The organism is Paenibacillus sp. FSL H8-0168, from assembly GCF_038592955.1.
GTDB classification, from domain to species: domain Bacteria; phylum Bacillota; class Bacilli; order Paenibacillales; family Paenibacillaceae; genus Paenibacillus; species Paenibacillus polymyxa_B.
Genome location: NZ_CP151948.1, coordinates 1,777,701 through 1,798,263, shown reverse-complemented (window position 1 = coordinate 1,798,263; position 20,563 = coordinate 1,777,701). Strand labels below are relative to the sequence as shown.

The window sequence follows — 20,563 nt, the reverse complement described above, 5'->3', positions numbered from 1 at the left end:
AGGCCATTTAAAAAAGGCTAGACGGATAATTCCATCTAACCTCTTGATCATAGTTAATTTTCTAGGTCTATTGTGATCTTAAACTTGAGACTATTTTATTCCAACATTCCTCTATATTGTCCAGTTGGATCATAATTACTAATGCTACTGACATAAAACTGGATACTAGGAGGGTGGAATCAACCTACTCTTCATCTTCATTAACCACTTTAATTAGATTTCCGTAGACTTCCTTCGTGTGAGCAGATGCATGTTCTTTAAAATGTGTAAACAACCTCATACATCTGATTGCTTGTATTCTATTATTAGCTTCAGCAGACTTTTCCAAACAGCTACACAAAAATGTAAAGCCTTCTGAAAACCTCCCCTTGCGCAAAAGATAGATCGCCAATTCCCTTGCGAAATGAGTGTATCGCTCCGTTGTGAATCGTTGAGTATACAATCCTTCAACTTTTTTCTGCTCCAGAAAGGAGATGATTTCTTCTTCGAATTGCTTTAAAATATTATCTACATCAAAATGGTATCGGTTAGCTGCCTCAATCATAATATCAAGTGCGGGAAGAATCTCATCTTTTCTTGAAGAAATATAAGCTACATAATCAGAAAGAACGCTCTTATCGCCAGAAAGAAGCTTATTAACATACGTGTTTACTACTGCCCAGTCTTCGTACTTTTTTCTCCATTTCAAAGCTTCTTCATCTGTATCAGTAACCCAACTTAAATCAGCGTATTTTTTAATGTGTTGAAGTCCCTTTTCATAGTCTTTCCTCTCACCACATGCTTGTGAACGAAGTAAATGCGAGAATGCCCAATACGCAAACAAAGGAAAATTAGGTTTCTTCGAATTGTCTTTGTGTACATGATGCCGCTGTTGTTGCAGTTTGTATTGAATTTTTGCCTTGTCTCCCATTGCTTTAGCGAATAGTTCTACTTTATCCCATTTTCGTAACGAGCGGTATGTATTCGCCAAGTCTTTTAAGGCATCTAACTGATCTACCTCATCTAATCGATCAACGTAAGGCTCAAATTGAATGGCTGCATCATAGTTTTTCTCTTGATCGTCTCCAATACGAATCGTAAACAATCGATACTGGCAAACCGCCAATCGTTCTGAATACTGATACTTTTCCCCTTCTGACACGTTTTCATAAAGGAACGCCGCTGCTCCAGTATTACCCTTTTTAAAAGAATCCTCGGCTACTTCAAAAAGTGAAGGAAGATAAACAGGATTATCTAGCAACATACCTACAACTCTTCGCAAGCAATCAAGTCGTCCTAACACCACGCATCGGTACAAAAAAGGGCTGATTCTTCGCCAGTTGAGCGGTTCTTCTTCAATACATTCATCAATATAACGTTCATAAAAATAATCCGGTGGCAAATTCATACCCATAGTGATACGATCTAGCTGGTGAACAGAAATAGGTCGGTTGCCCGTCACAATGCCACTAACTGTTCCTACATTCAAATCAATAATGTGACCAAACTCGGTCATGGTTAAGCTTTTTCTTATCAGATAGGTTTGAACTTCTGCTCTAATCGTAGGTGTGATCTCCATAGATAAACCACCCTTTCAACGTAGACTCGGCATATGATACATAATTAAACCATGTAATGAGAAACAGTTAGTAAGAATTACTTTAGTCCATCATTGTCTTTTGGAACAAAGTCATATACCCTTCAGTTGTTTACAACAGCACACATAACATTTTTGCACTTTTTACATATATTTCTCAAAAGAAGATTTCCTCATATTGCTTATATACAGCAAAACACGCAATAAAAAGGCTAGACGGATCATTCCATCTAACCACTTAATAATAGTAATTTTTTAGGTTCTACTGTGCCTTATACTGGAGACTTTTTATTCTTAGATTCCCCCGTGGTGCCCTGTTGGTTCGTATCTAGACCCAAACTCTTGATATTGGAAAGGAGCAACCACTATCGTCATTAATAGAAAGCTAGTCACCAATATGGTTAGAACAATTTTATGCTTCATCTTCCTCCACCTCTTTAATCAAATTTCTATAAGCTGTCTTTGTTTCAGGTGATGCATACTCTTGATAGGACTCATAGAGTCTTACACATTTGATTATATATGATTTATTATTAATAGCTGTAGATTTTTCCAAACAACTCAACAAAAAACGAAACCCTTCTGGATATATCCCTTTATTCAAATAGTATTTTGCTAATTCATTGGAGAAATGAGTAAAACGTTCTAAAATAATTTGTTGAGTATATACGCCTACTCGATTTTGTTCATTCAAAAAAGATTGAATTTCTACTTCAAACAATGCAAGTATATGATCTACATTTATATTGTATCGATTAGCCGCCTCGATTATGTTATCTATTGCGGGAAGTATTTCATCTTCCTTCGAAGAAAAATAAGCAACATAATCAGAGAGTACGCTTACATCGCCAGACATAAGCCTATTCACATAAGTATTGGCGTCGGCCCATTCTTTAAATTGATTTTTCCATTTTAAAGTTGTATCATCTTTTTCTTCTACCCAGCTTAAATCGGCATACTTTTGAATATGCTGAAGCGCTGTCTCATAATCTTTATTAGCATCACAAATTTCAGCACGAATTAAATGCGAAAATGCCCAATAAACAAATGGAGGATAAAAAGGCTTCTTTGTTTGCTCACTCTTTGTATGCTGCTGGTCAATTTTATATTGTATTTCAGCTTTATTGCCCAAAGCCGTAGCAAAGTTACTTGCCTTATCCCACTTTCGCAATGAACGACAAGTATTTACTAAATCTCTTAACGCATCTAACTGGTCCGCTTCATCCAAACGTTCCACGTAAGCCTCAAATTGAACAACCGCATCATAATTTTTTTCTTGATTATCTCCTTGCCTCGTTTGGAACAGTCGATATTGGCAAATTGCTAAACGTTCCGAATACTGTTTTTTCTCACTCATAGCTACATTCTCGTACAGAATAGTTGCCGCTTCATAACATTCTTCTTTAAACAGCTCTTCAGCAAGCTCAAATAAGGATTCTGAATAGCCCAACTTATCCATCAAAAGATTGACCACATCATGAATGCAGTCCAGCTTGTTTAATTTCGCACAATTATGTATAAAAGGACTCATTCGACGCCAATTCGGATTAGCCTCTGTTAAATACTCAGCCACATACCGTTCGTAGTAATAGCCGACGGGATGCCCCATCGCTTTTGTAATTCGGTCTAGCTGATCCACTGAAAGAGTGCGGTTCCCATTAATAATACTGCTCATGGTGCCCGGATTCATTTCGGCTTCTCTAGCTAAATCACTTAGTATTAAATCATTATCTTTCATATATTTTGTTATCTCTGTGAGTATCGTGGTTGTTGTGTTGTACAAAGTAACCACCCCTTATCAGGAACTTAGTAGGATATCAACTTATTAAAAAAGGACTATTGCAATCCAATGATTGTATAGCCTTTCCGCAATTTATTGTACCATCTTTTGGCACAATATCATATACCTTTCAGAACCTTACTTAAGATACCTTTGAAGGGTTTGCAAAGAAATTAAGCTCTATAAATCCTGAGACATACGAATCATATCTCTACACTGTATGCCATTCTCATAAATTTCTTCTAGATAGTTATGTCTGACAAAGAAATCTAGATCTACACCAACAATTCTGAACCCACATTTTTGGTAGAGAGCTAACTGCCCAATGCTAGAGTTTCCTGTGCCCATTTCCATCGTTTTATAACCTTGTGCCCTGGCTGTTTCAATTGCATGTGTTACTAATTGTCTGCCTATTCCTTTACCATGCATACCTTCTGATACTGCTATATTCACTAACTCAACTGTTTCAGGTCTTGTAGGTAAAAGAACATAGACCCCAACAATATGATGGTCAATCTCTGCTACATAACACTCCCCTCTTTTTAAATATTCCTCAACAAGTTGGTGCGATGGATCAGCTAGTAACAAGAGCTCTATTGGATATTTTTCATTTGAATGAAGTAGTCTAATTTTCATATATTCTCTCCTGTATGTATTATGATCCCCGGATTTCCCCTTATCGTAAGCTTTATTCCAGAAATCCGGGGGTGGTGGAGATGGGATGCACTATCCGTCTGCGCAGCAGGACTATATAAAACTTTTAAGTTCAGCTTATATATATTACGAAGCCCTAACTCAGTTTGATCTCAACTTATACAGACCATTATGCAGTGAAAGACTGGCAGAGTATGGACCTTCAAACAAGACACTGATGCTGAACACGGTCGGAAGCCTATCATCAGGAAACCAAGGCCGTTGCTTGTCTATGACTATAAATGATCCTTCTACATCCCCTAGCGGCGCGAATTTCTGTCCAGCCCCTCCCCATGAATTAAGTTGGAACGTTTCGGTAATTATTCTAGATACCTCTGGAACATCATCGACCGGAAGACCAATCTCGCTTATACGAAGTATAGAGTTGGGCCCGAAAGCTTCAGTGACTGCGTTGTTGAGTGTATGGTGAGCGATGAACTCGACAAGGTTATGATCCGGATCATAGAAGTAAAGCGCTGTTGCATTCCAGTTTTCGAAAAAAAACTCATCTTCTTGGGGTCTTGAAATCAATGAAATCCCACGGTCGATTATCCACTGTTTTGCTTCTATGAATTTATTCGTTGGAATCGTAACAGCAATATGGTAAAACTCATTTTTCATGTGGGAGGATTCCTGAAAAGCAAGAACCGATTCCCCTACTTGAAACGACAACCGCGAAGCCCCCTCCTCTACAACCTGCAAATCCAGGAGAGAGCCGTAAAAAGCTTTCATCGCTTCGAAACTGTGTGTGCCTAAGAGCACTTCTTTTAATTTCAATGCAATCGTCCTCCTCATAAACAATTGATAAGCCCATTGTCTGTACGTATCCAAATCGGCATTTTGTCTAGGACTGTATAGGACCATTACATTGGTTATTGATTATCCTTTAAATCGTTTAGAAGTTTGGCATTCACATCTAACGCCGCAAATTGAAGTAGTATATCCTGTTCATCCAGAGATTTACTTTTCGCCATTTCTTGATAAAGCTTGGGCTGGTCCCGAAATGCTCTTGCACTCCCAATCGAGTATGCCTTCTGGAGATATTCATGAGCTAATACAGGCTTGCTCTGATGAAGAAGTGTTTCCGCCATCTGGATATAAGGTTCAGCATGTATAATCCGGTACCCTGCACCTTCCAAATCTAAAATCTCCTCATTTAAAAGCTCTACTGATCGCTGAGTATGTCCGTTATAATTGAGAATTTGAACGTATTGATGCAAGGTTACCCCTGTGATGCCCCATGTATGCTTAGGCTCGGGTATTAGATCCCAAGCCTTCTGTGCTTTTTCCTCGGCCAAGTTGCTATCTAATGGGAGTATATGAGCTGCTTCCTCACCAAGAGCCCAAATTTCCTCTTCCAATTGAGCCTCCAGATCGTGATACATTCGAATATTCATCTATTCCTCCCAGTTAGATAATATAAATTCAACACATAGAGATGCCTACCCCTTCATTGCGATTAGCGAAAACGCTTAATTAAGGATATCACTCCCCAGATGAGCAACGCCAAGATCCCGATAACGATTACGAATGTCATTAAGATCGAAGTCCATACGAAATTCAATCAACATCACCCCATGCATCATTTTATGGTCATCATCTTCTAGAGTACTCTTTTAATATCTCTCCATATTTTAACGCACGTTGACTTCCGCTGCATTCGAATTGAACAATTTTATTTTTATAATCATAGATAAAAACGCTAGCAGTGCAAACATCATTCCGCTCCAGATGAGCTGGTGTATTCCCAAGTGAGAGATAAACCAGCCGCCTATAGCAGCTCCCATCGTAATACCTAGATTAGAAAATGAGACAAACAGACTGTTACCAAACTCTGGAGCTTCTTTCGCTTCAGTGGTTAACCATGTTTGACTAATAATAAGCCCCCCGGAATGCACGGCCCCCCAAATGAGTACAACCACAACCATCGGTAGGAAAGAAGCTCCCAGAGCATAAGTGAATACGTAAATGACCATATATAACAATGGGAACATGATAACGGTCTTTGTCAGATTTTTATGTAATAATCCTCCAAATAAAAAGTTTCCAAAAATCATGACGATTCCAAAGACCATCAACATCATACTGATCCATGACCCGTTCATAAGAGTTACTTCTCCAAGATATTCGGCAAAGTAGCTATACACCGAAAACATAGCTGCAAAGATAAAAATAACAGTCACAATGTTGAACCACAATTGAGGTTTACGTAATATACCAAGCTGTTTGCCATAAGACATCTTTTCCTGAACGGGCAGGGGAGGAAGCCATACGAGTATTCCCACAAATGCAATCATGCTTACGACAGCTCCAAACAAGAAAGCAGCTTCTAACGATATCTTTTCAGCAAGATAGGAAGTCAAAGGCACGCCAAACGCAAATCCTACTGTAATTCCAGCGAAAACCTTGGTGACGGCTTTACTACTCTTTTCAGGGGGGACAAGATGCGATGCAGTCACGAGAGCGACCGAAAAAAAGACAGGATGAAAAATAGCAGGAAGAACACGAAAAATGAGCATGACCTCAAAATGAGTGGTATAGGCATAGACAATATTAGAAATGACAAAACTGAATACAGCGGTTAATAGAATGACTTTACGATTCATGCCGGAAACGAGTAAGGTCAAGAACGGACCTGAAATGGCAACAACTAAAGAAAAAATACTGACGAGCCAACCAGCCTGGGCAGCTGATACATGGAATTTTTGGGTTACTTGAGGGAGAACACCTATAATCCCCATTTCCGTTGTAATAATGCCGAATACGCCTAAAGCCAGAATGATAATAAGTAACGGGTTAACCTTTTTCATTTTAAGTATAAGCCTCCAATTTAATTATATATATAGATTTGTAGATATGTTATGTGAAAAAAAACCTCCTTTCAGTTTATAGTTCCTTTTGAACGTACTCGGCAAATTCCCGGATTGTTTTTTCATTCCGACGATAGTACGTCCACTTCCCAATACGCTCAGACTCTAACAAACCGGATTTTTGCATCGTTAATAAATAACTTGAAATCACAGACTGCGCAAGTCCCGATTTAGCCTGAATATCTCCCACACATACACCAATTTGAAAATTAAGTCCTTGCTTTAGATAAGCCTGTTCATCAAAAAACTCTTCTGGTTTTTTTAACCACAGCATAATTAGACGACGAGTTTCATTTGACAATGCTTTATAAATCAATGACGGTTCCATATAAAACATTATATCTATTTTATTAGATTTGTAAATATAAAGCCCAATGACTACGTAGAAGAATTAATAATAAAGGCTGCTTCCCCACAGAAAATCCGCTGGGAAACAGCCTGTTTGTGTACATATTCAACTACACTGACTTACTCTTATTGGAGCGATACATCAAGTACAGGAAATACGGTGCACCAATCAGTGCGATCAGCAATCCGGAAGGAATTTCGGTCGGCGCAAGCACTGTCCGGCCAATCGTATCAGCCAGCACCAGCATTACTGCTCCCAAGATGCTCGACAGAACAATGGAGCGGCGTACATGGTGCCCAATCAACGTACGCACGATATGCGGAGCAATCAGCCCGATGAAGCCAACTGTACCTACACAGGCCACCGCTCCGCCCGCCAGCAGCACACCCACTGCCATGGCCAGCAGCCGGGTGCGGCGCACCGGAAGTCCCAGTCCCATCGCGCTGCTATCGTCAAATACCAAAAGATCGAAGCGGCGAGCTAGCCACCAGGCTATTGGCAACAACACGAGCAGAAAGGCCAGAATCGTCATCACCTGCCCCCAGTTTCGAGCGTAGGTACTACCCGTCAGCCAAATATAGCCTGTGCTGCCCCAAAGCGAACCTTGGATAATCAGTATCTGAATGCCAGCTGCTCCGATCGCTGATACGGCAATCCCAAGTAGGATGACCACAGACGGGTTTAGGTGCTTGTTCCATGATAAAAAGAAGATCACTGCCGCCGAAACAGTCGCTCCGGCAATCGCCGCGATGGGCAGCACATAAATAGGTAGCCCAGGCCAAACGATAATTACTGCTAGCGCGCCGAAACCAGCCCCTGAAGAAACTCCGATGATCGAGGCATCCGCCAAGGGATTACGAACGGCTAGTTGGATCAAGACACCGCTGACCGCAAGCGCGATACCAGCCCCGGCTGCCACCAGCGTGCGCGGAATTCTAAACTGCAGTAAGGCCGAATTTGCGCTCTCACCGCCGAACAGGCCGGACAACAAATCGCCGACCGGAATTCGCATTCCTCCAAACATCAGGCTGAATACAGTCAACAGCACGGCACCGCCCCCAAGCAACATGACAAGCCTGCCATATGGTAATTTCCGAGAGCGCACACCTATGTTCATTGAAGACTGCCCGCTAATACCAGAAGGCAGCTTCATTTTCCACAGAATCAGCCAAATTAACCAAGGAGCACCGATCAAGGCCATCATTGCTCCGGTCGGCAGATCCATGCTTGATTGGTGGACCATTTTCGCCAGCACGTCAGCGCCGGTCAACAGTAATGCCCCCCACAGGAAGGAACCAGGCAGCACCCAGCGATGCATTTTTAGACCGCTTAAGCGCACCAAATGCGGAGCTACCAAACCCACAAAACCAATAGGTCCAATGACGCTGACTGTAATGGTCGACAGCAGGACAGCCAATACAATTCCCACCGCCCGGGTCAAGCTAACCTTTTGTCCGAGTGACGTGGATGTGGACTCATCCAGATCCAGAACATCAAACTGCCTTGACAGCAGAACAGCAATGACCGAGAGTCCTACGACCCAGGGCCAGGCGTAAGTCGTCCCGCTCCAGTCGTTTTGCACAAGCGAGCCAGAACCCCAGAGAAACAGTCCCTGCGTTTCAAATGAATAAAAGATATGCAAAGCTCCGGTAAACGAACCGAGAACCATGGATACAATCAAGCCAGCAAGCGCCAACCGAATTGGACTTCCAGCTCGTCCCCCGCCCATGAAGTAAGCGAGTACCGCTGCAAGCAGGCCGCCGACAGCGGCAAATAGAAACGGCGCCTGGTGCAGCAATCCGGGAAACATCACCGCGCCAAGGACGACCACAAAGTAGGCACCAGCGTTAATTCCTAGTGTATCAGAAGCCGCCAGCGGATTTTTGGTGATGGCCTGGAGCAGAGCACCAGCGATGGCCAGCGCACCACCAGCCAGGATTCCGATGACCGTACGCGGCATTCGGAGATCCCACACCATATTATGTTCAAGAGTATCTTGACGCTGGGTCAACGCCTCAATTACTGTATGCAGCGGGATTGAAGCCTCTCCATAACACAAGCTTACAAAAAAAAGCACGATGAGGACGATCAATCCGCCCCCAAAGATGCTTCCTACACGCCAAGTCTTCGATAAACCCGTTGTGCCTGTTCGGGTCATTTCGTCAGAGCTCCGACTACTTGATCAACCAGTACTTTGGATGAGATTGGGCCGCCGAACGTCCATGTTGTACCATCCAGTGGGTAGGTCCGTTTTTCTTTGACAAAGTTTAGTCCGTTCCATACCGAGTTGTTCTTCATCGCGGCTCCAAATACATCGTCCGTCTTTTGTGTAATATAGATAAAATTACTGTCCTGTACAGCTGGAAGAGCTTCAATGCCAACGGTACTAAATCCGTATTTCTCGGTCTTGTCCGACTTCCAGTCGTTCACCATGCCGATTTTCGCAAGCGTTCCCACTACAACCGAATTTTCTTTGAACATTCGTAGACTGGCAGCATTTTGAGCTGTAAAGGCCTGTGTCAGCGCATAGTGAAAGTCTGCTTTGCCCGCCTTCTCCAATGTAGCCTTTGCATCTACATAGTGCTGGTCAAGTTCGCTTAGGACCTTATCAGCCTGTTCCGTTTTACCGGTAGCTACAGCCACTTGCTTGAAAATTTCGACCATACGGTCGTAATCATAGCCGTTCCCCTTGTAAGGATCGAATTCTATCGTTGGTGCAATCCCCTTAAGCTGTGCATAGATCGCTGCATTGTTATCGGCGTTAGAGATAATAAGATCCGGCTTGAGCGCCGCAATCGCTTCTAGATTCGGTTCGCCCCGTGTGCCGATATCAGTTACGGTATCAGCCAGCTTTGCCTCCGGTGTTACCCACAGCTTGTAGTTTTCATTGTCCGCATTGCCGACAGGCTGTACGCCAAGTGCAATGAGGTCCTCGGTAAACGTCCATTCGAGTACAACCACACGTTCCGCTGGCTTGTCCAGCTTGACTTCCCCGTGGTCGTCCTTAACCGTAACCGGACCAGCCGTTGTGGATGTCTGCTCAGACCCAGCAGTACCTTCCGTCTTCGAGCTATCCCCAGCCGCACCGCAGCCCGCCAATACAATAGTAAAAACTACAAATAATAATAGGCTATTCAACATCTTTCTCATTTCTCTCAATCACCCCTGTATGTATATTGCATCGGAAAATGATAATCATTATCAGTAAAAGAGTATAGGGCTTAGTGACTTTTGTCAATACGGATAAATCTAAAATTGAATCGCAAACAGGTTCCGTATATGATAGCTTTATCATTGTTTAAGGGAGGCTACATTTACGTGGCAGTATTAATCAACGAGCAAATTAAAGCTGACGAAGTGGTACTCACTGGACTCGCGGGAGAGAAGCTCGGCGTTGTCTCCAAGTCAGAAGCCTTGGCTATGGCCCGATCCCAAGGGGTGGACCTGGTCTGCACCTCACTCATGAGCAGTCCACCGCCCTGTAGCTTGGTCGCAAAGGGCAAAGGAAAAGCGCTGGCGCAAAAAGAAGCCGCAGCAAGCAAAACGAATGTCGGTCGAGCCGCAAGAAACAGCGGCAAAGAAAAGGTCAAGGAGCTTCGCTTCACTGCTCATATTGAGGAGCATGATTACGACACGAAGCTGCGTCAGGCAGACAAACATCTGCGTTCCGGCAAACCGGTGCAGTTGGTCGTTAAAGCGTCTGGTGCAAAAGAAGCACCTGTCGCCAAAGCGGTACTAGAGCGGCTACTAGTCGATTTGAAGGAAGCTGGAGTCAAGGATACTGGAATCCAGACGGGCGGCAAGGGCTCACAAGTGAAATTAAACCCTCGCTGAATGGCGAATCAGTAAATTGGACAAATCACTAAGACCGTAGGAAGCAGAGGGAGATCACTAATGGACATGAATGGACCTGTCAACATTTCTCGAAGTGAGAGACTTCAGACTTGCCACGAAATAGCTGCGAGGTTACATGAAGTATACAGAGACAAAATTCTGGCTATAGGGATCTATGGATCTGTTGTCAAAGGTACTGACGGCCCTTTTTCGGACATTGAAATGTTTTGCGTACTGAGTGAACCAAACGGCCCCGTAGAATTTAGCCATGAATGGTCGGCAGGGCCCTGAAAAGCTGAGGTGAACGTCTGTAGTTCAGACATTCTTCTTAAAATTGCCTCTACTGTTGAGGGCGATTGGCCGTTGACACATGGACCCTTCTTTTCCCCACTTCGTCTGTATGATCCTAAAAACTTTTTTTCTATATTAAAGGAAGCGGCCGAATCCCCAACAAAGGAAGATTTCAGGCATGCCATCAACGAAGTGCTTGTAGGTGAAATGTATGAGTTTAATCGAAAATAAAATTGCTTTAATTGCGCTTACTATAATATATCATGTTTTTGATATGCCAATCCCCCTTTCAATAAGGGGGATTTTACTTTTCTTCTGGATGTATGATACTGCTTCGTTATATTTTCCCATTGTAATATATTTAAAATTTAAATTACTTGATTTCACCCCCTCCCTCCTTTATTCTCTGTATATGTAGCTCTGGCTTGCTTATCTGAGAAAATTTTACGCATAGGGCTTTATATAGATTTTATTTTTGTTAATATCCAACAACAGGGCCTTAGGCACTATGATAGATTACGTTTTAATGATATATTGATAGGTACTATAAAAGACTAATTACCCATGGCTTGGGCTGGAGGATGTATGCAAAAGGAATCAAATCAAGACGAAACCAGTTATTTATTTAATGTAGATGTATTAGTTAAAGGTCGTTCGAACGTAGAGGCCCTTCAGTTCCTGCTTAATCTCTTGAGCCAAAATGAACAAATTGCGGATAGCCGGATTCAATCCGGTATCGAACTTGGCAATTTAATTGAAGCTGCACTGTACCTAAAAAAACAGTCGGCCGTGAATAACCCATCTAATGCAGCCGCTACGCTCGCGGAAAAATTCTCTAAAAAGAAATCAGCCGCAATTACGAACAAGCCACCAGTCGTTCAAGAGATCAAACAATCCCACGTACAGCCAAAGCCTGCAATTCAACAAGACCTTAGTACGTATGAATGGATCAAACGCTATATACATGATAATACGCTTGTACGGTTAATTGTGAACCGCTATGGCGGACAGCGCAGCATTCCTTGCCGCATCCTCAACCTGGATCATGATAATAGCCTGCTGAGTGTGTATCATGTAGATGAGAAGCAAGTGTATTCCTTTAAAATGAATGAGATCGATGAAATCACATCGTAAATGTAAATACTTCACAAAAAAAACGAAGCATGAAAAAAGAGAACGGGCAGGAAAAGCATGACGTCTTTCTTGTCCATTCTCTTTTTTTTGCTTTATCCGAAAAGAACTCTAATCCTCTTTCTTCAGACCCATGGCAGCCCATGCCAGCAATATCCATCCTGCAATAAAACACACGCCTCCTAGAGGGGTAATAGCCCCCAGCACACGGATTCCGGTCAAACTTAGCACATACAAGCTGCCAGAAAACAAAATGATACCCGTCAATAACAGACGTGCTGCCCATCTTAAACGGTTGGAAGGACCCCACTGTCCGGCAGCCAACGCAATGATCAGCAAACCGACAGCGTGAATCATATGATATTTCACACCTGTTTCATACACGGCCAAAGCATCCGCGTCGATCCGGGCTTTCACAATATGTGCCCCGAACGCTCCAATGGCTACCGCCAACATCATCATTATAGATCCCACAAATATCCATTTTCGTTGCATGTTTGTGTACTCCTTTTCATCTCGTCCTTTTAGCCGAATGTTCTTCTTATTTTATCGAAACCGTATGAAGTTTACCAGCCAGCGTGTGTGAACAGACCGCATACAGAATCGGATGATTAGACCCTGCCTTTTGAAGGGTAATGTGTAGGATGGCTTGCTTTTTTGTTTATTTTGTGGAAAATTAGTACCTGTTCGGACTATGTTCAAGGAGTGGAAAAAATGAGTTACCAAGATCCTAATTTGCAAAAACCTGCTGCGTCTGAGGAGCACCCTGTTTTTTCAGAAGCTCCTGTGTTTCAGCCTCCGGTCAAGCTCAAACATTCCGGTCCCGGAATTGCTTCTTTTATTATGTCGCTTGTCAGCCTGATCGGATATATTATTCTGGCTATTATGGTCATTAATCTGCTGGCTCATTTCAGCCAATACCAAACGTTGAACCCGGAAGTCGCTCTACAGCAAACCGGAACGGTATTGCTTCCTTTTATTTTTTTAGGTAGCCTGTTGCTGAATTGTAGCGGACTTGTGGTCGGTATCATTGGAATTGCGTTAAAAAACCGTAAGAAAACCTTTGCTATTACAGGCTTAATCATTAATGCACTTATTATTGTGGGCTTTATTGCTCTTCTGGCCATCGGTCTTTCCGTTCCGAATAGCACAGCGGATATCTATCCTTCCTCCGTGCAATCTTTATAATTTTTCTGTATCACACAGAGAGGATTCAATGTATGAACAAAATTAAAATTTTTGCCGACAGTACCAGTGATGTTCCTGCTCACTGGCGTCAACAGTACGAGATTAGCATTGTGCCATTGTATACAGTATTTGGTGATGAGGCATTGCAGGATGGGGTGAACATTCACCCGGAACAATTATTTCAACGTGTAAGCCGCGAGGGACATTTACCGCGTACCGCCGCACCTTCTCCGTCGGATTTTATTCAAGCCTTTGCGCCCTACATAGAACAAGGGGACGACATTTTATATATCAGTCTGTCTTCCGAGCTATCATCGACGTACCAGAATGCGCTACTCGCTGCCTCTGAATTTCCGGAAGGCCGCGTTACGGTTTTTGATTCCTTGAATTTATCGTGCGGCTTTGGCCTGCTTGTGATGAAAGCTGCTCGTGCGGCAACCAACGGCAATACGATAGAGCAGATTGTAGACATGTTGACGAAAACCAGGCCGCTAATAGACACGGAATTTGTCATTGATACACTTGAATACCTGTATAAAGGCGGAAGATGTTCAGGCATGCAAAACCTGATCGGCAGTCTGCTCAAAATTCGTCCGGTGATCAAAGTGATTGACGGAAAAATGACGCCTGCCTACAAAGTCCGCGGCAAACGTGAAAAAGCTTTGGATCAGATGCTGCAAAATGCACTGAATCAACGAGATCAGATGGATAACGATATCATTATTGTCGTGCACGCTTTGGCCGAGGAAGATGCGCTGATGCTGCAAGCTCGTTTGAAAGAAGAAACGAACGCACAAGAGGTACTGCTAACGACAGCAGGCTGTGTCATTTCCAGTCATTGTGGTCCACAGACCATCGGTATTATGTATGCCAAAAAAGCATAGTCTATCCAATATCAAACCCGTTGCCGCGTAGGTGGCGGGTTTTTTGGTGTTTTTCCAGCAATTTAGCAATGAATAACCTTCCTCTTTTTGATAGTATTATTCGTCGAGTAACGATATATGAGTCTACAATCTATCATAAAAAAGAAGGTTATTTGGTATGAGTTCCAAACGATCACGTTGGTTAACCAGGCTCACCCTTTCAGCAACTGCAGCCATCACAATATTCACAACATTCACTTCATACTTAGCTGCTCCAGCAGCAGCATCCGGTGCTACGTTCCAAGATATTGCACACAGCTATGCCTATCAGTCTATTATTTCCCTGCACGCTAAAGGAATTTTGAACGGTACACAACCTGGTTACTTCTCTCCTAAAAAGGCTGTTACCAGAGCCGAATGGGTTACCGCACTGGACCGTACACTCGGTCTGGAGCCTGTACAAGCGGCCGTTACCTCCTACCGAGATGTTGCCAAAAAGACGTGGTACTATGGATGGATTGAAGCAGCTTCTCAACTCAATATCGTTCAGGGGGGAACGTCTGCGACATTTCAACCTAATAGTCCTATAACCCGTCAAGAAGCGGCCTTGATGATCGCACGTCTCATCCGCTCTTCGGGTCGATCAGGAGATGCTACTTCCTCCTTCACAGATACTGACGAAATTGCAGATTGGGCTCTTGATGCGGTAACCACCGTAAATAGTTACGGCTTTATGAAAGGTGAAAGTAACTATTTTCATCCTGCATCCTCTCTGACCCGTGAAGAAACAGCAGTATTGTTGGAGCGACTGCTAGCGTATTCAACAAAGCATGCTAACCAAACTGCTTCCACCGCTTCTTCCATCCGAATAGGCTGGCAATATGATCAAACCGTTCAGCAGTTTGAAAATACGGTGCTTCAATCCAACATCAACACCCTGTCACCACGTTGGTTTTTTCTAAATGAAACAGGTATTATCAGCGATTATACCAATTCGTCGCTTCTTGCCTGGTCCAAACAGCATCATAAAAATATCTGGGCGATGGTAGGCAACCGTTCCAATTTGGCACTGACACACCAAATTCTGTCCAGTGAGGTTCTACGAAATACAACCATAACTCAGCTTGCTAATGCCGTATCTGTATACGGTTTGAACGGGCTTGTCATTGATTTTGAAAATGTAGATGGTCAGGATCGCGCCAATTTAACATTGTTCGTCCAACAATTAAAAGCTAAGTTGAAGAGTCAGAATACGGTACTGGCGATTTGTGTATCCCCTGATTACGGAACGGACTGGACTGCCGCGTTTGATTATAAACAGCTTGGCGCTGCGGCAGACTATCTGATCCTGATGGGATATGACGAGCATTGGGGAGGTAGCTCGATCCCCGGCTCTGTGTCCTCGCTGCCATGGCTCCGTGAAAGCGTGCGGCGTTTTGTACAAACCACCGATCCGGAGAAAGCGATCTTGGCGTTGCCATTATTTACACGGAACTGGACGCTTAACGCTAGCGGACATTCAATCGCTTCCTCTGATATATCACTAGATCAGCAAAACCAGCTCGTATCCCGTTCCGTCTCCAAACCTATTTGGAATGAGGATATTCAGCAGTATACCGTGTCTTACAAAGACACACAGCTTCATAAGCTGTGGCTTGAGGAAGGACGATCCTTCACTCGTAAGTATCGCTTGGGGCAGGATGCTGGGTTTGCTGGCTTCGCCTACTGGTATCCGGGTGGAGCAAGCTCTGATCTGTGGTCCAGTGTAAAAAACGCAGACCGATTTATACAGCGTGGTTTATAAAATACAAAGCCTTCAACCTCACATGAAAAGTGAAGTTGAAGGCTTTTGGCATAATACTTATCCCCAGCCTATGACCGATATGCAACTTTCCCGTTTACAATTGTCATTCGTACCTTAACATCAAGTAAAGCTTGCGGACTTTCCGATACATCACGGTCAATGACTGTAAAGTCAGCGGCCTTCCCTTCAGCTATCGTCCCTCTTTCATCAGCCTCGCCGGCTGCTACTGCGCTTCCCGTGGTAAACAAACGAATGGCTTCATGTACATCCAGCTTTTCAGCGGGAAGATAGCCCTCATGCATTTCTTCCGGCTTGGCGCGAGTCACGGCCGCATGAATACCAAGAAAAGGGTTTAACGGCTCAATCGGCGCGTCACTACCTCCAGCACATGGAATGCCTGCTTCCAGTAGCTTTTTCCAGGCATATAAATATTCAGTCCGTTCTTTCCCCACCCGATCCAGTACCCAAGGGAAGTCACTTGCGACAAAACGGGGCTGGATGTCCGCGATCAGCGGCAGCTTCGCCATTCTCTTGACCAAATCACCCCTAAGCACCTGTCCGTGGATCAGACGGTCTGGCAAACCGCTTTCCTCCGTGAGCGCATGGGCCTCCATCGCTGTCAAAATCATGTGCGTCGCCCCATCTCCTATGGCATGCACAGCCACGGGATAGCCTGCGGCTCTGACAGCAGCCACCATCTGATTCAGCTCCGGCTGCGGTTGGATCGCCATTCCACAGGTATGTGGAGCATCACTATAAGGTTCGGATAATAAAGCCGTTCTTCCACCAATAGCGCCATCGGCAAACATTTTTATCGCACCGATTTTAAACCACTCATTTCCGGTACCTGCACGCAGCCCTTGCACTTTCACTTCTTCCAAAAATGGATGATAGATGAGCTGGTGTGTGCGAAAAGGAAGACCTTCTTCCCTCAGCTCCCTGTAAATTCGCTGCATCGTCTCCACGCTGCCCAAAAAACGTAAATCCTCTGTGTGCGCAGCAGTCAAACCAAGCCTTAGCGCATCCATACAAGCCCGCCGAATCGTATCCTTCTTAACCGAGTAATCCGGCTCTGGCTGCACGCTAGTAAAGGCAAAGGATGCTTCCTCATAAATCAATCCGTTCAACCGTCCATCTGCATCTCGCCCATAGGCTCCCGAAGCCGGATCAGGGGTGTCCTCGTTAATACCCGCACGTCGAAATGCCTCTGAATTGGCCAAGAACGTATGAAAGCACGTACGAGTGAGATATACCGGATGCTGATCTGTAATGGCATCCAGCTCGGCTATATCCGGTATTTCAACAGGAATAAACGCATTTTCATTCCAGTTGAGTCCTAAAATCCATTCTCCCGGCGGTGTTACAGCGACCCGTTTGCGCAGCATAGCCAGCATCTCTTCCTTGGAGGTAGCTGATGTTAAATCCAGCATAGCCAGCTTCATACCATGCATAGACAAATGCATATGTGAATCGGTTAAGCCTGGCAGTACATAGGCGTCTTCCCAATCCACAGTTTCATATTCCTTACCGGACAACTGTAATTCAAGCTCCCGAGCATACCCGATAGCCTGTATCCGTCCATGCTGTACAACGATGGAGTCTCCTTTGGAAGCCCACTCCCCATACAACCGGCCGTGCTTGAACAAAACGAATGTCAACGCCACTCATCTCCTTTTTTCAACTATACGCAATCCACTTCATATTACGCCTATGTTGCCACTTCCAAGTGTAGTGTATTTATATCTATCTGCTGCACCTGCTGGGCAAATTGGTCATGAGCTGCACAGACAGCCATTTTATAATCCTGATCCAGCTCATACTGCTTAAAATGACAATACTCGGTGGTAAAGCCCTCTGTCGTGAAGCCTATGAATGGTTGTGCCTTTAGCTCAAATGAAAAAGACTTCAACGGTAGGGTTAGTCCCTGCCCCTCGGCCTTGACAAAGCTTTCCTTAAGCGTCCATAGATCGTAAAAATACGATAAGCGGCTGTCTGCGTCCTGACGCATTAACGCATTATACTCTGTGTCTGAAAAGCACACTCTACCTACCTCAAAATCAATAGGACGGAGCTGTTCAATGTCGATTCCAAGCGGGTGATCATCAATAGCGCATACCACCCATTTTCCCGAGTGAGAAACATTAAAATGGAATGTGGGTGCATTGATCAAGGAAGGCTTACCGAATGCATTGTATGTAAATTGAAGACTGGCATTAGATACCTTCAATTGCCGGCAGGCCAACCATCTTAGCAGCACATCGGCATATAAGCCCCTCAAAGTATCTTCCCGATGTAAAAAACGATCTAACTTGTGCTGCTTTTCCAGCGAAACCTGATTTACCAGTGATTCGTAATGCTCCTCAGCCTCCGGCTTGCTCGTATCAATCGCGTATATTTTCATGGTTGCCTCCTGTATACCTAATGAATATCAGCCAGTTTGTAACACTCACCGTTCGATGGAAGTCTGTTAGATATGGATGACGTGTGCCGTGTACATGGTCAATATACTACTCTAGCACTTTCAATTCAATATGGATACAATTGGGATAAGTAGCTCTATTAAAACTACTTCATAGAGTCCATTAATGAAAGCGCTTTAAAATAGCACATACAGAGGAGGACGAAACAATGAAATATGATTTTGCCCGCTTGCTGTGTATTATGCTCTCTATTTTGCTGACGTTGAGCATTTTTCAGATGTTTTCACCTAAGATCGCTTCAGCCGCTTCAGCGAATGTTGTGAATGGCATTCAGTTTAAAGATACAGATGGAAACGTGGTCCATGCCCATGGGGGTGGTATGATTAAAGTAGACGGTTACTATTATTGGTTTGGTGAAAATCGTAATCCCAACGGCACGTTCAAGGCGGTATCCGCCTACCGTTCCTCTGATTTAAAAAACTGGGAGTTTCGTAAAAACGTACTGACCAGTAGCTCCGCCGTAGAGCTGAATGTTTCGAATATTGAACGTCCGAAAGTGATTTATAATGAAAAAACACGTAAATACGTATTATGGATGCACAAGGAGAATGGGGTTAATTACAACGAGGCCCGAGTGGCTGTCGCCTCTTCCGATACGGTGGACGGCGATTACACGTATCAGGGCAGCTTCCGTCCTCTGGATTACGATTCGCGCGATATGACCGTATACAACGATAACGGTACAGCTTACCTCATTTCGGCTACCCGGGTAAACGCAGATCTGAACATTTATCGTCTGACACCGGATTTTCTGCAAGTTGAATCGCTGGTGACTACACTTTGGCCTGGACAATATCGTGAAGCTCCGGCGATGTTCAAAAAAGGAGACGTCTACTTCCTGATTACATCCGGGGCAACGGGCTGGAATCCCAATCAGGCCAAGTATGCTACTGCATCCAGCATTGAAGGAACCTGGAGTAATACGATAAACTTCGGGGATGGTACGACATATGGTTCACAGTCGGCTTACGTGATCCCTGTTGAAGGTGCCCAGACAACTTCATACCTGTATTTGGGCGACCGTTGGGCGGGTGCGTGGAGCGGTCCTGTGCAGGATTCTCAATATGTATGGTTGCCACTGCGTTTTCCAACAGCGACTTCATTAGCCATGGATTGGTTCGACAGCATTAATATTGACACCGCCAGTGGTGTGGTCGAGGGGATAACGACGCCAATTGCCATTGATCCGGATGACTATTATCAGCTAGTGAATCGCAAGAGCAATAAGCCACTAAGCATTATTGGCAATGCAACGACGGACGGCGCAGATCTGGAGCAGCGTGCAAATTCCGAGGCAGCAAACCAGCAATGGCAGCTCAAGGATGCAGGCAGCGGATATTATAAAATTATGAACCGCAACAGCGGAAAGCTAATTGGTGTTGAAAGCGGTACGACAGCAGACGGTACAGTTATTGAGCAGTGGAGCGACGGAGGCTGGTCCAGTCAGCATTGGCAATTAGTATCCGTAACCGGTGGTTATTACAAGCTGAAAAATCGGGCAACCGGCAAACTGATCGATATTTCTGAAGGCGCCACCGCCGATGGAGCTAAAGCCATTCAATGGGGCGATAACGGTGGGACAAATCAGCATTTCCGTGTAGTTAAAGTAGAATAGCTCAAATTATTTTCAAAAGGAGCCGTATTCCAAGCAGATCATGGTCGACTGCTAACGGAAAAGACGGCTCCTTTTACGTAAAACGATGA

At 44.1% G+C, this 20,563-nt stretch carries 18 protein-coding genes and 1 pseudogene; 7 read left to right on the top strand and 12 right to left on the bottom strand.

Annotation, left to right across the window (positions count from 1 at the left end; translation table 11 throughout):
- Positions 1-184 precede the first annotated feature (184 nt).
- The 9 genes from MHI21_RS08285 to MHI21_RS08245 form a co-directional block, all read right to left on the bottom strand.
- Entirely contained in the window at positions 185-1,558 is a 1,374-nt protein-coding gene (locus tag MHI21_RS08285; protein WP_342419802.1) for a helix-turn-helix transcriptional regulator, read from the bottom strand.
- A 430-nt stretch (positions 1,559-1,988) separates the two neighbouring features.
- Positions 1,989-3,314 carry a helix-turn-helix transcriptional regulator gene (locus MHI21_RS08280; RefSeq protein WP_342420193.1) on the bottom strand — a complete coding sequence of 442 codons (1,326 nt, stop codon included), beginning with the start codon at positions 3,312-3,314 and terminating at the stop codon, positions 1,989-1,991.
- 222 nt (positions 3,315-3,536) lie between these two features.
- Positions 3,537-3,992, bottom strand: coding sequence for a GNAT family N-acetyltransferase (locus MHI21_RS08275; protein WP_342419801.1), 456 nt, complete (start codon positions 3,990-3,992; stop codon positions 3,537-3,539).
- A gap of 159 nt (positions 3,993-4,151) precedes the next feature.
- On the bottom strand, positions 4,152-4,826 hold the full coding sequence (locus MHI21_RS08270; protein WP_342419800.1) for a VOC family protein: 675 nt from the start codon (positions 4,824-4,826) through the stop codon (positions 4,152-4,154).
- Between the two features lie 95 nt (positions 4,827-4,921).
- Positions 4,922-5,446, bottom strand: coding sequence for a hypothetical protein (locus MHI21_RS08265; RefSeq protein WP_342419799.1), 525 nt, complete (start codon positions 5,444-5,446; stop codon positions 4,922-4,924).
- Positions 5,447-5,683: 237 nt separating this feature from the next.
- Positions 5,684-6,859, bottom strand: coding sequence for an MFS transporter (locus MHI21_RS08260; RefSeq protein ID WP_342419798.1), 1,176 nt, complete (start codon positions 6,857-6,859; stop codon positions 5,684-5,686).
- A gap of 76 nt (positions 6,860-6,935) precedes the next feature.
- The gene (locus tag MHI21_RS08255) at positions 6,936-7,247 is read right to left on the bottom strand and encodes a helix-turn-helix transcriptional regulator (protein WP_061831898.1); all 312 of its coding nucleotides are present in this window, start codon (positions 7,245-7,247) and stop codon (positions 6,936-6,938) included.
- 130 nt (positions 7,248-7,377) lie between these two features.
- The gene (locus MHI21_RS08250; RefSeq protein WP_342419797.1) at positions 7,378-9,426 is read right to left on the bottom strand and encodes an iron ABC transporter permease; all 2,049 of its coding nucleotides are present in this window, start codon (positions 9,424-9,426) and stop codon (positions 7,378-7,380) included.
- Complete coding sequence (locus MHI21_RS08245; RefSeq protein ID WP_342419796.1) at positions 9,423-10,418, bottom strand: iron-siderophore ABC transporter substrate-binding protein; 996 nt, start codon at positions 10,416-10,418, stop codon at positions 9,423-9,425. Before MHI21_RS08245 ends, MHI21_RS08250 begins: the two co-directional genes overlap by 4 nt.
- A gap of 168 nt (positions 10,419-10,586) precedes the next feature.
- Here MHI21_RS08245 and infC point away from each other — a divergent pair, with 168 nt between their 5' ends.
- The 3 genes and pseudogenes from infC to MHI21_RS08230 all read left to right on the top strand — a co-directional run bounded on the left by infC (position 10,587) and on the right by MHI21_RS08230 (position 12,527).
- Positions 10,587-11,102 (top strand): translation initiation factor IF-3, encoded by a 516-nt coding sequence (infC, locus tag MHI21_RS08240; protein WP_342419795.1) that lies wholly within the window; start codon positions 10,587-10,589, stop codon positions 11,100-11,102.
- Between the two features lie 60 nt (positions 11,103-11,162).
- A pseudogene (locus tag MHI21_RS08235) lies at positions 11,163-11,612 on the top strand (kanamycin nucleotidyltransferase C-terminal domain-containing protein); the annotation flags it as partial.
- A gap of 366 nt (positions 11,613-11,978) precedes the next feature.
- Positions 11,979-12,527 carry a hypothetical protein gene (locus MHI21_RS08230; RefSeq protein WP_342419794.1) on the top strand — a complete coding sequence of 183 codons (549 nt, stop codon included), beginning with the start codon at positions 11,979-11,981 and terminating at the stop codon, positions 12,525-12,527.
- Positions 12,528-12,635: 108 nt separating this feature from the next.
- Here MHI21_RS08230 and MHI21_RS08225 read toward each other — a convergent pair whose 3' ends face one another.
- Complete coding sequence (locus MHI21_RS08225; RefSeq protein WP_025723972.1) at positions 12,636-13,019, bottom strand: DUF423 domain-containing protein; 384 nt, start codon at positions 13,017-13,019, stop codon at positions 12,636-12,638.
- Positions 13,020-13,238: 219 nt separating this feature from the next.
- Here MHI21_RS08225 and MHI21_RS08220 point away from each other — a divergent pair, with 219 nt between their 5' ends.
- The 3 genes from MHI21_RS08220 to MHI21_RS08210 all read left to right on the top strand — a co-directional run bounded on the left by MHI21_RS08220 (position 13,239) and on the right by MHI21_RS08210 (position 16,379).
- Positions 13,239-13,712, top strand: coding sequence for a hypothetical protein (locus MHI21_RS08220; RefSeq protein WP_069291559.1), 474 nt, complete (start codon positions 13,239-13,241; stop codon positions 13,710-13,712).
- Positions 13,713-13,744: 32 nt separating this feature from the next.
- Positions 13,745-14,596, top strand: a complete 852-nt coding sequence (locus tag MHI21_RS08215) for a DegV family protein (protein WP_069291558.1) — start codon at positions 13,745-13,747, stop codon at positions 14,594-14,596.
- A gap of 157 nt (positions 14,597-14,753) precedes the next feature.
- Complete coding sequence (locus MHI21_RS08210; protein ID WP_342419793.1) at positions 14,754-16,379, top strand: S-layer homology domain-containing protein; 1,626 nt, start codon at positions 14,754-14,756, stop codon at positions 16,377-16,379.
- Between the two features lie 68 nt (positions 16,380-16,447).
- Here MHI21_RS08210 and MHI21_RS08205 read toward each other — a convergent pair whose 3' ends face one another.
- Positions 16,448-18,037 carry an amidohydrolase gene (locus MHI21_RS08205; RefSeq protein WP_342419792.1) on the bottom strand — a complete coding sequence of 530 codons (1,590 nt, stop codon included), beginning with the start codon at positions 18,035-18,037 and terminating at the stop codon, positions 16,448-16,450.
- A 50-nt stretch (positions 18,038-18,087) separates the two neighbouring features.
- Positions 18,088-18,780, bottom strand: a complete 693-nt coding sequence (locus MHI21_RS08200) for a 4'-phosphopantetheinyl transferase superfamily protein (protein ID WP_342419791.1) — start codon at positions 18,778-18,780, stop codon at positions 18,088-18,090.
- 227 nt (positions 18,781-19,007) lie between these two features.
- Between MHI21_RS08200 and MHI21_RS08195 the strand changes: the two genes are divergently transcribed.
- On the top strand, positions 19,008-20,474 hold the full coding sequence (locus tag MHI21_RS08195) for an RICIN domain-containing protein (RefSeq protein WP_165176063.1): 1,467 nt from the start codon (positions 19,008-19,010) through the stop codon (positions 20,472-20,474).
- Positions 20,475-20,563: the final 89 nt, after the last annotated feature.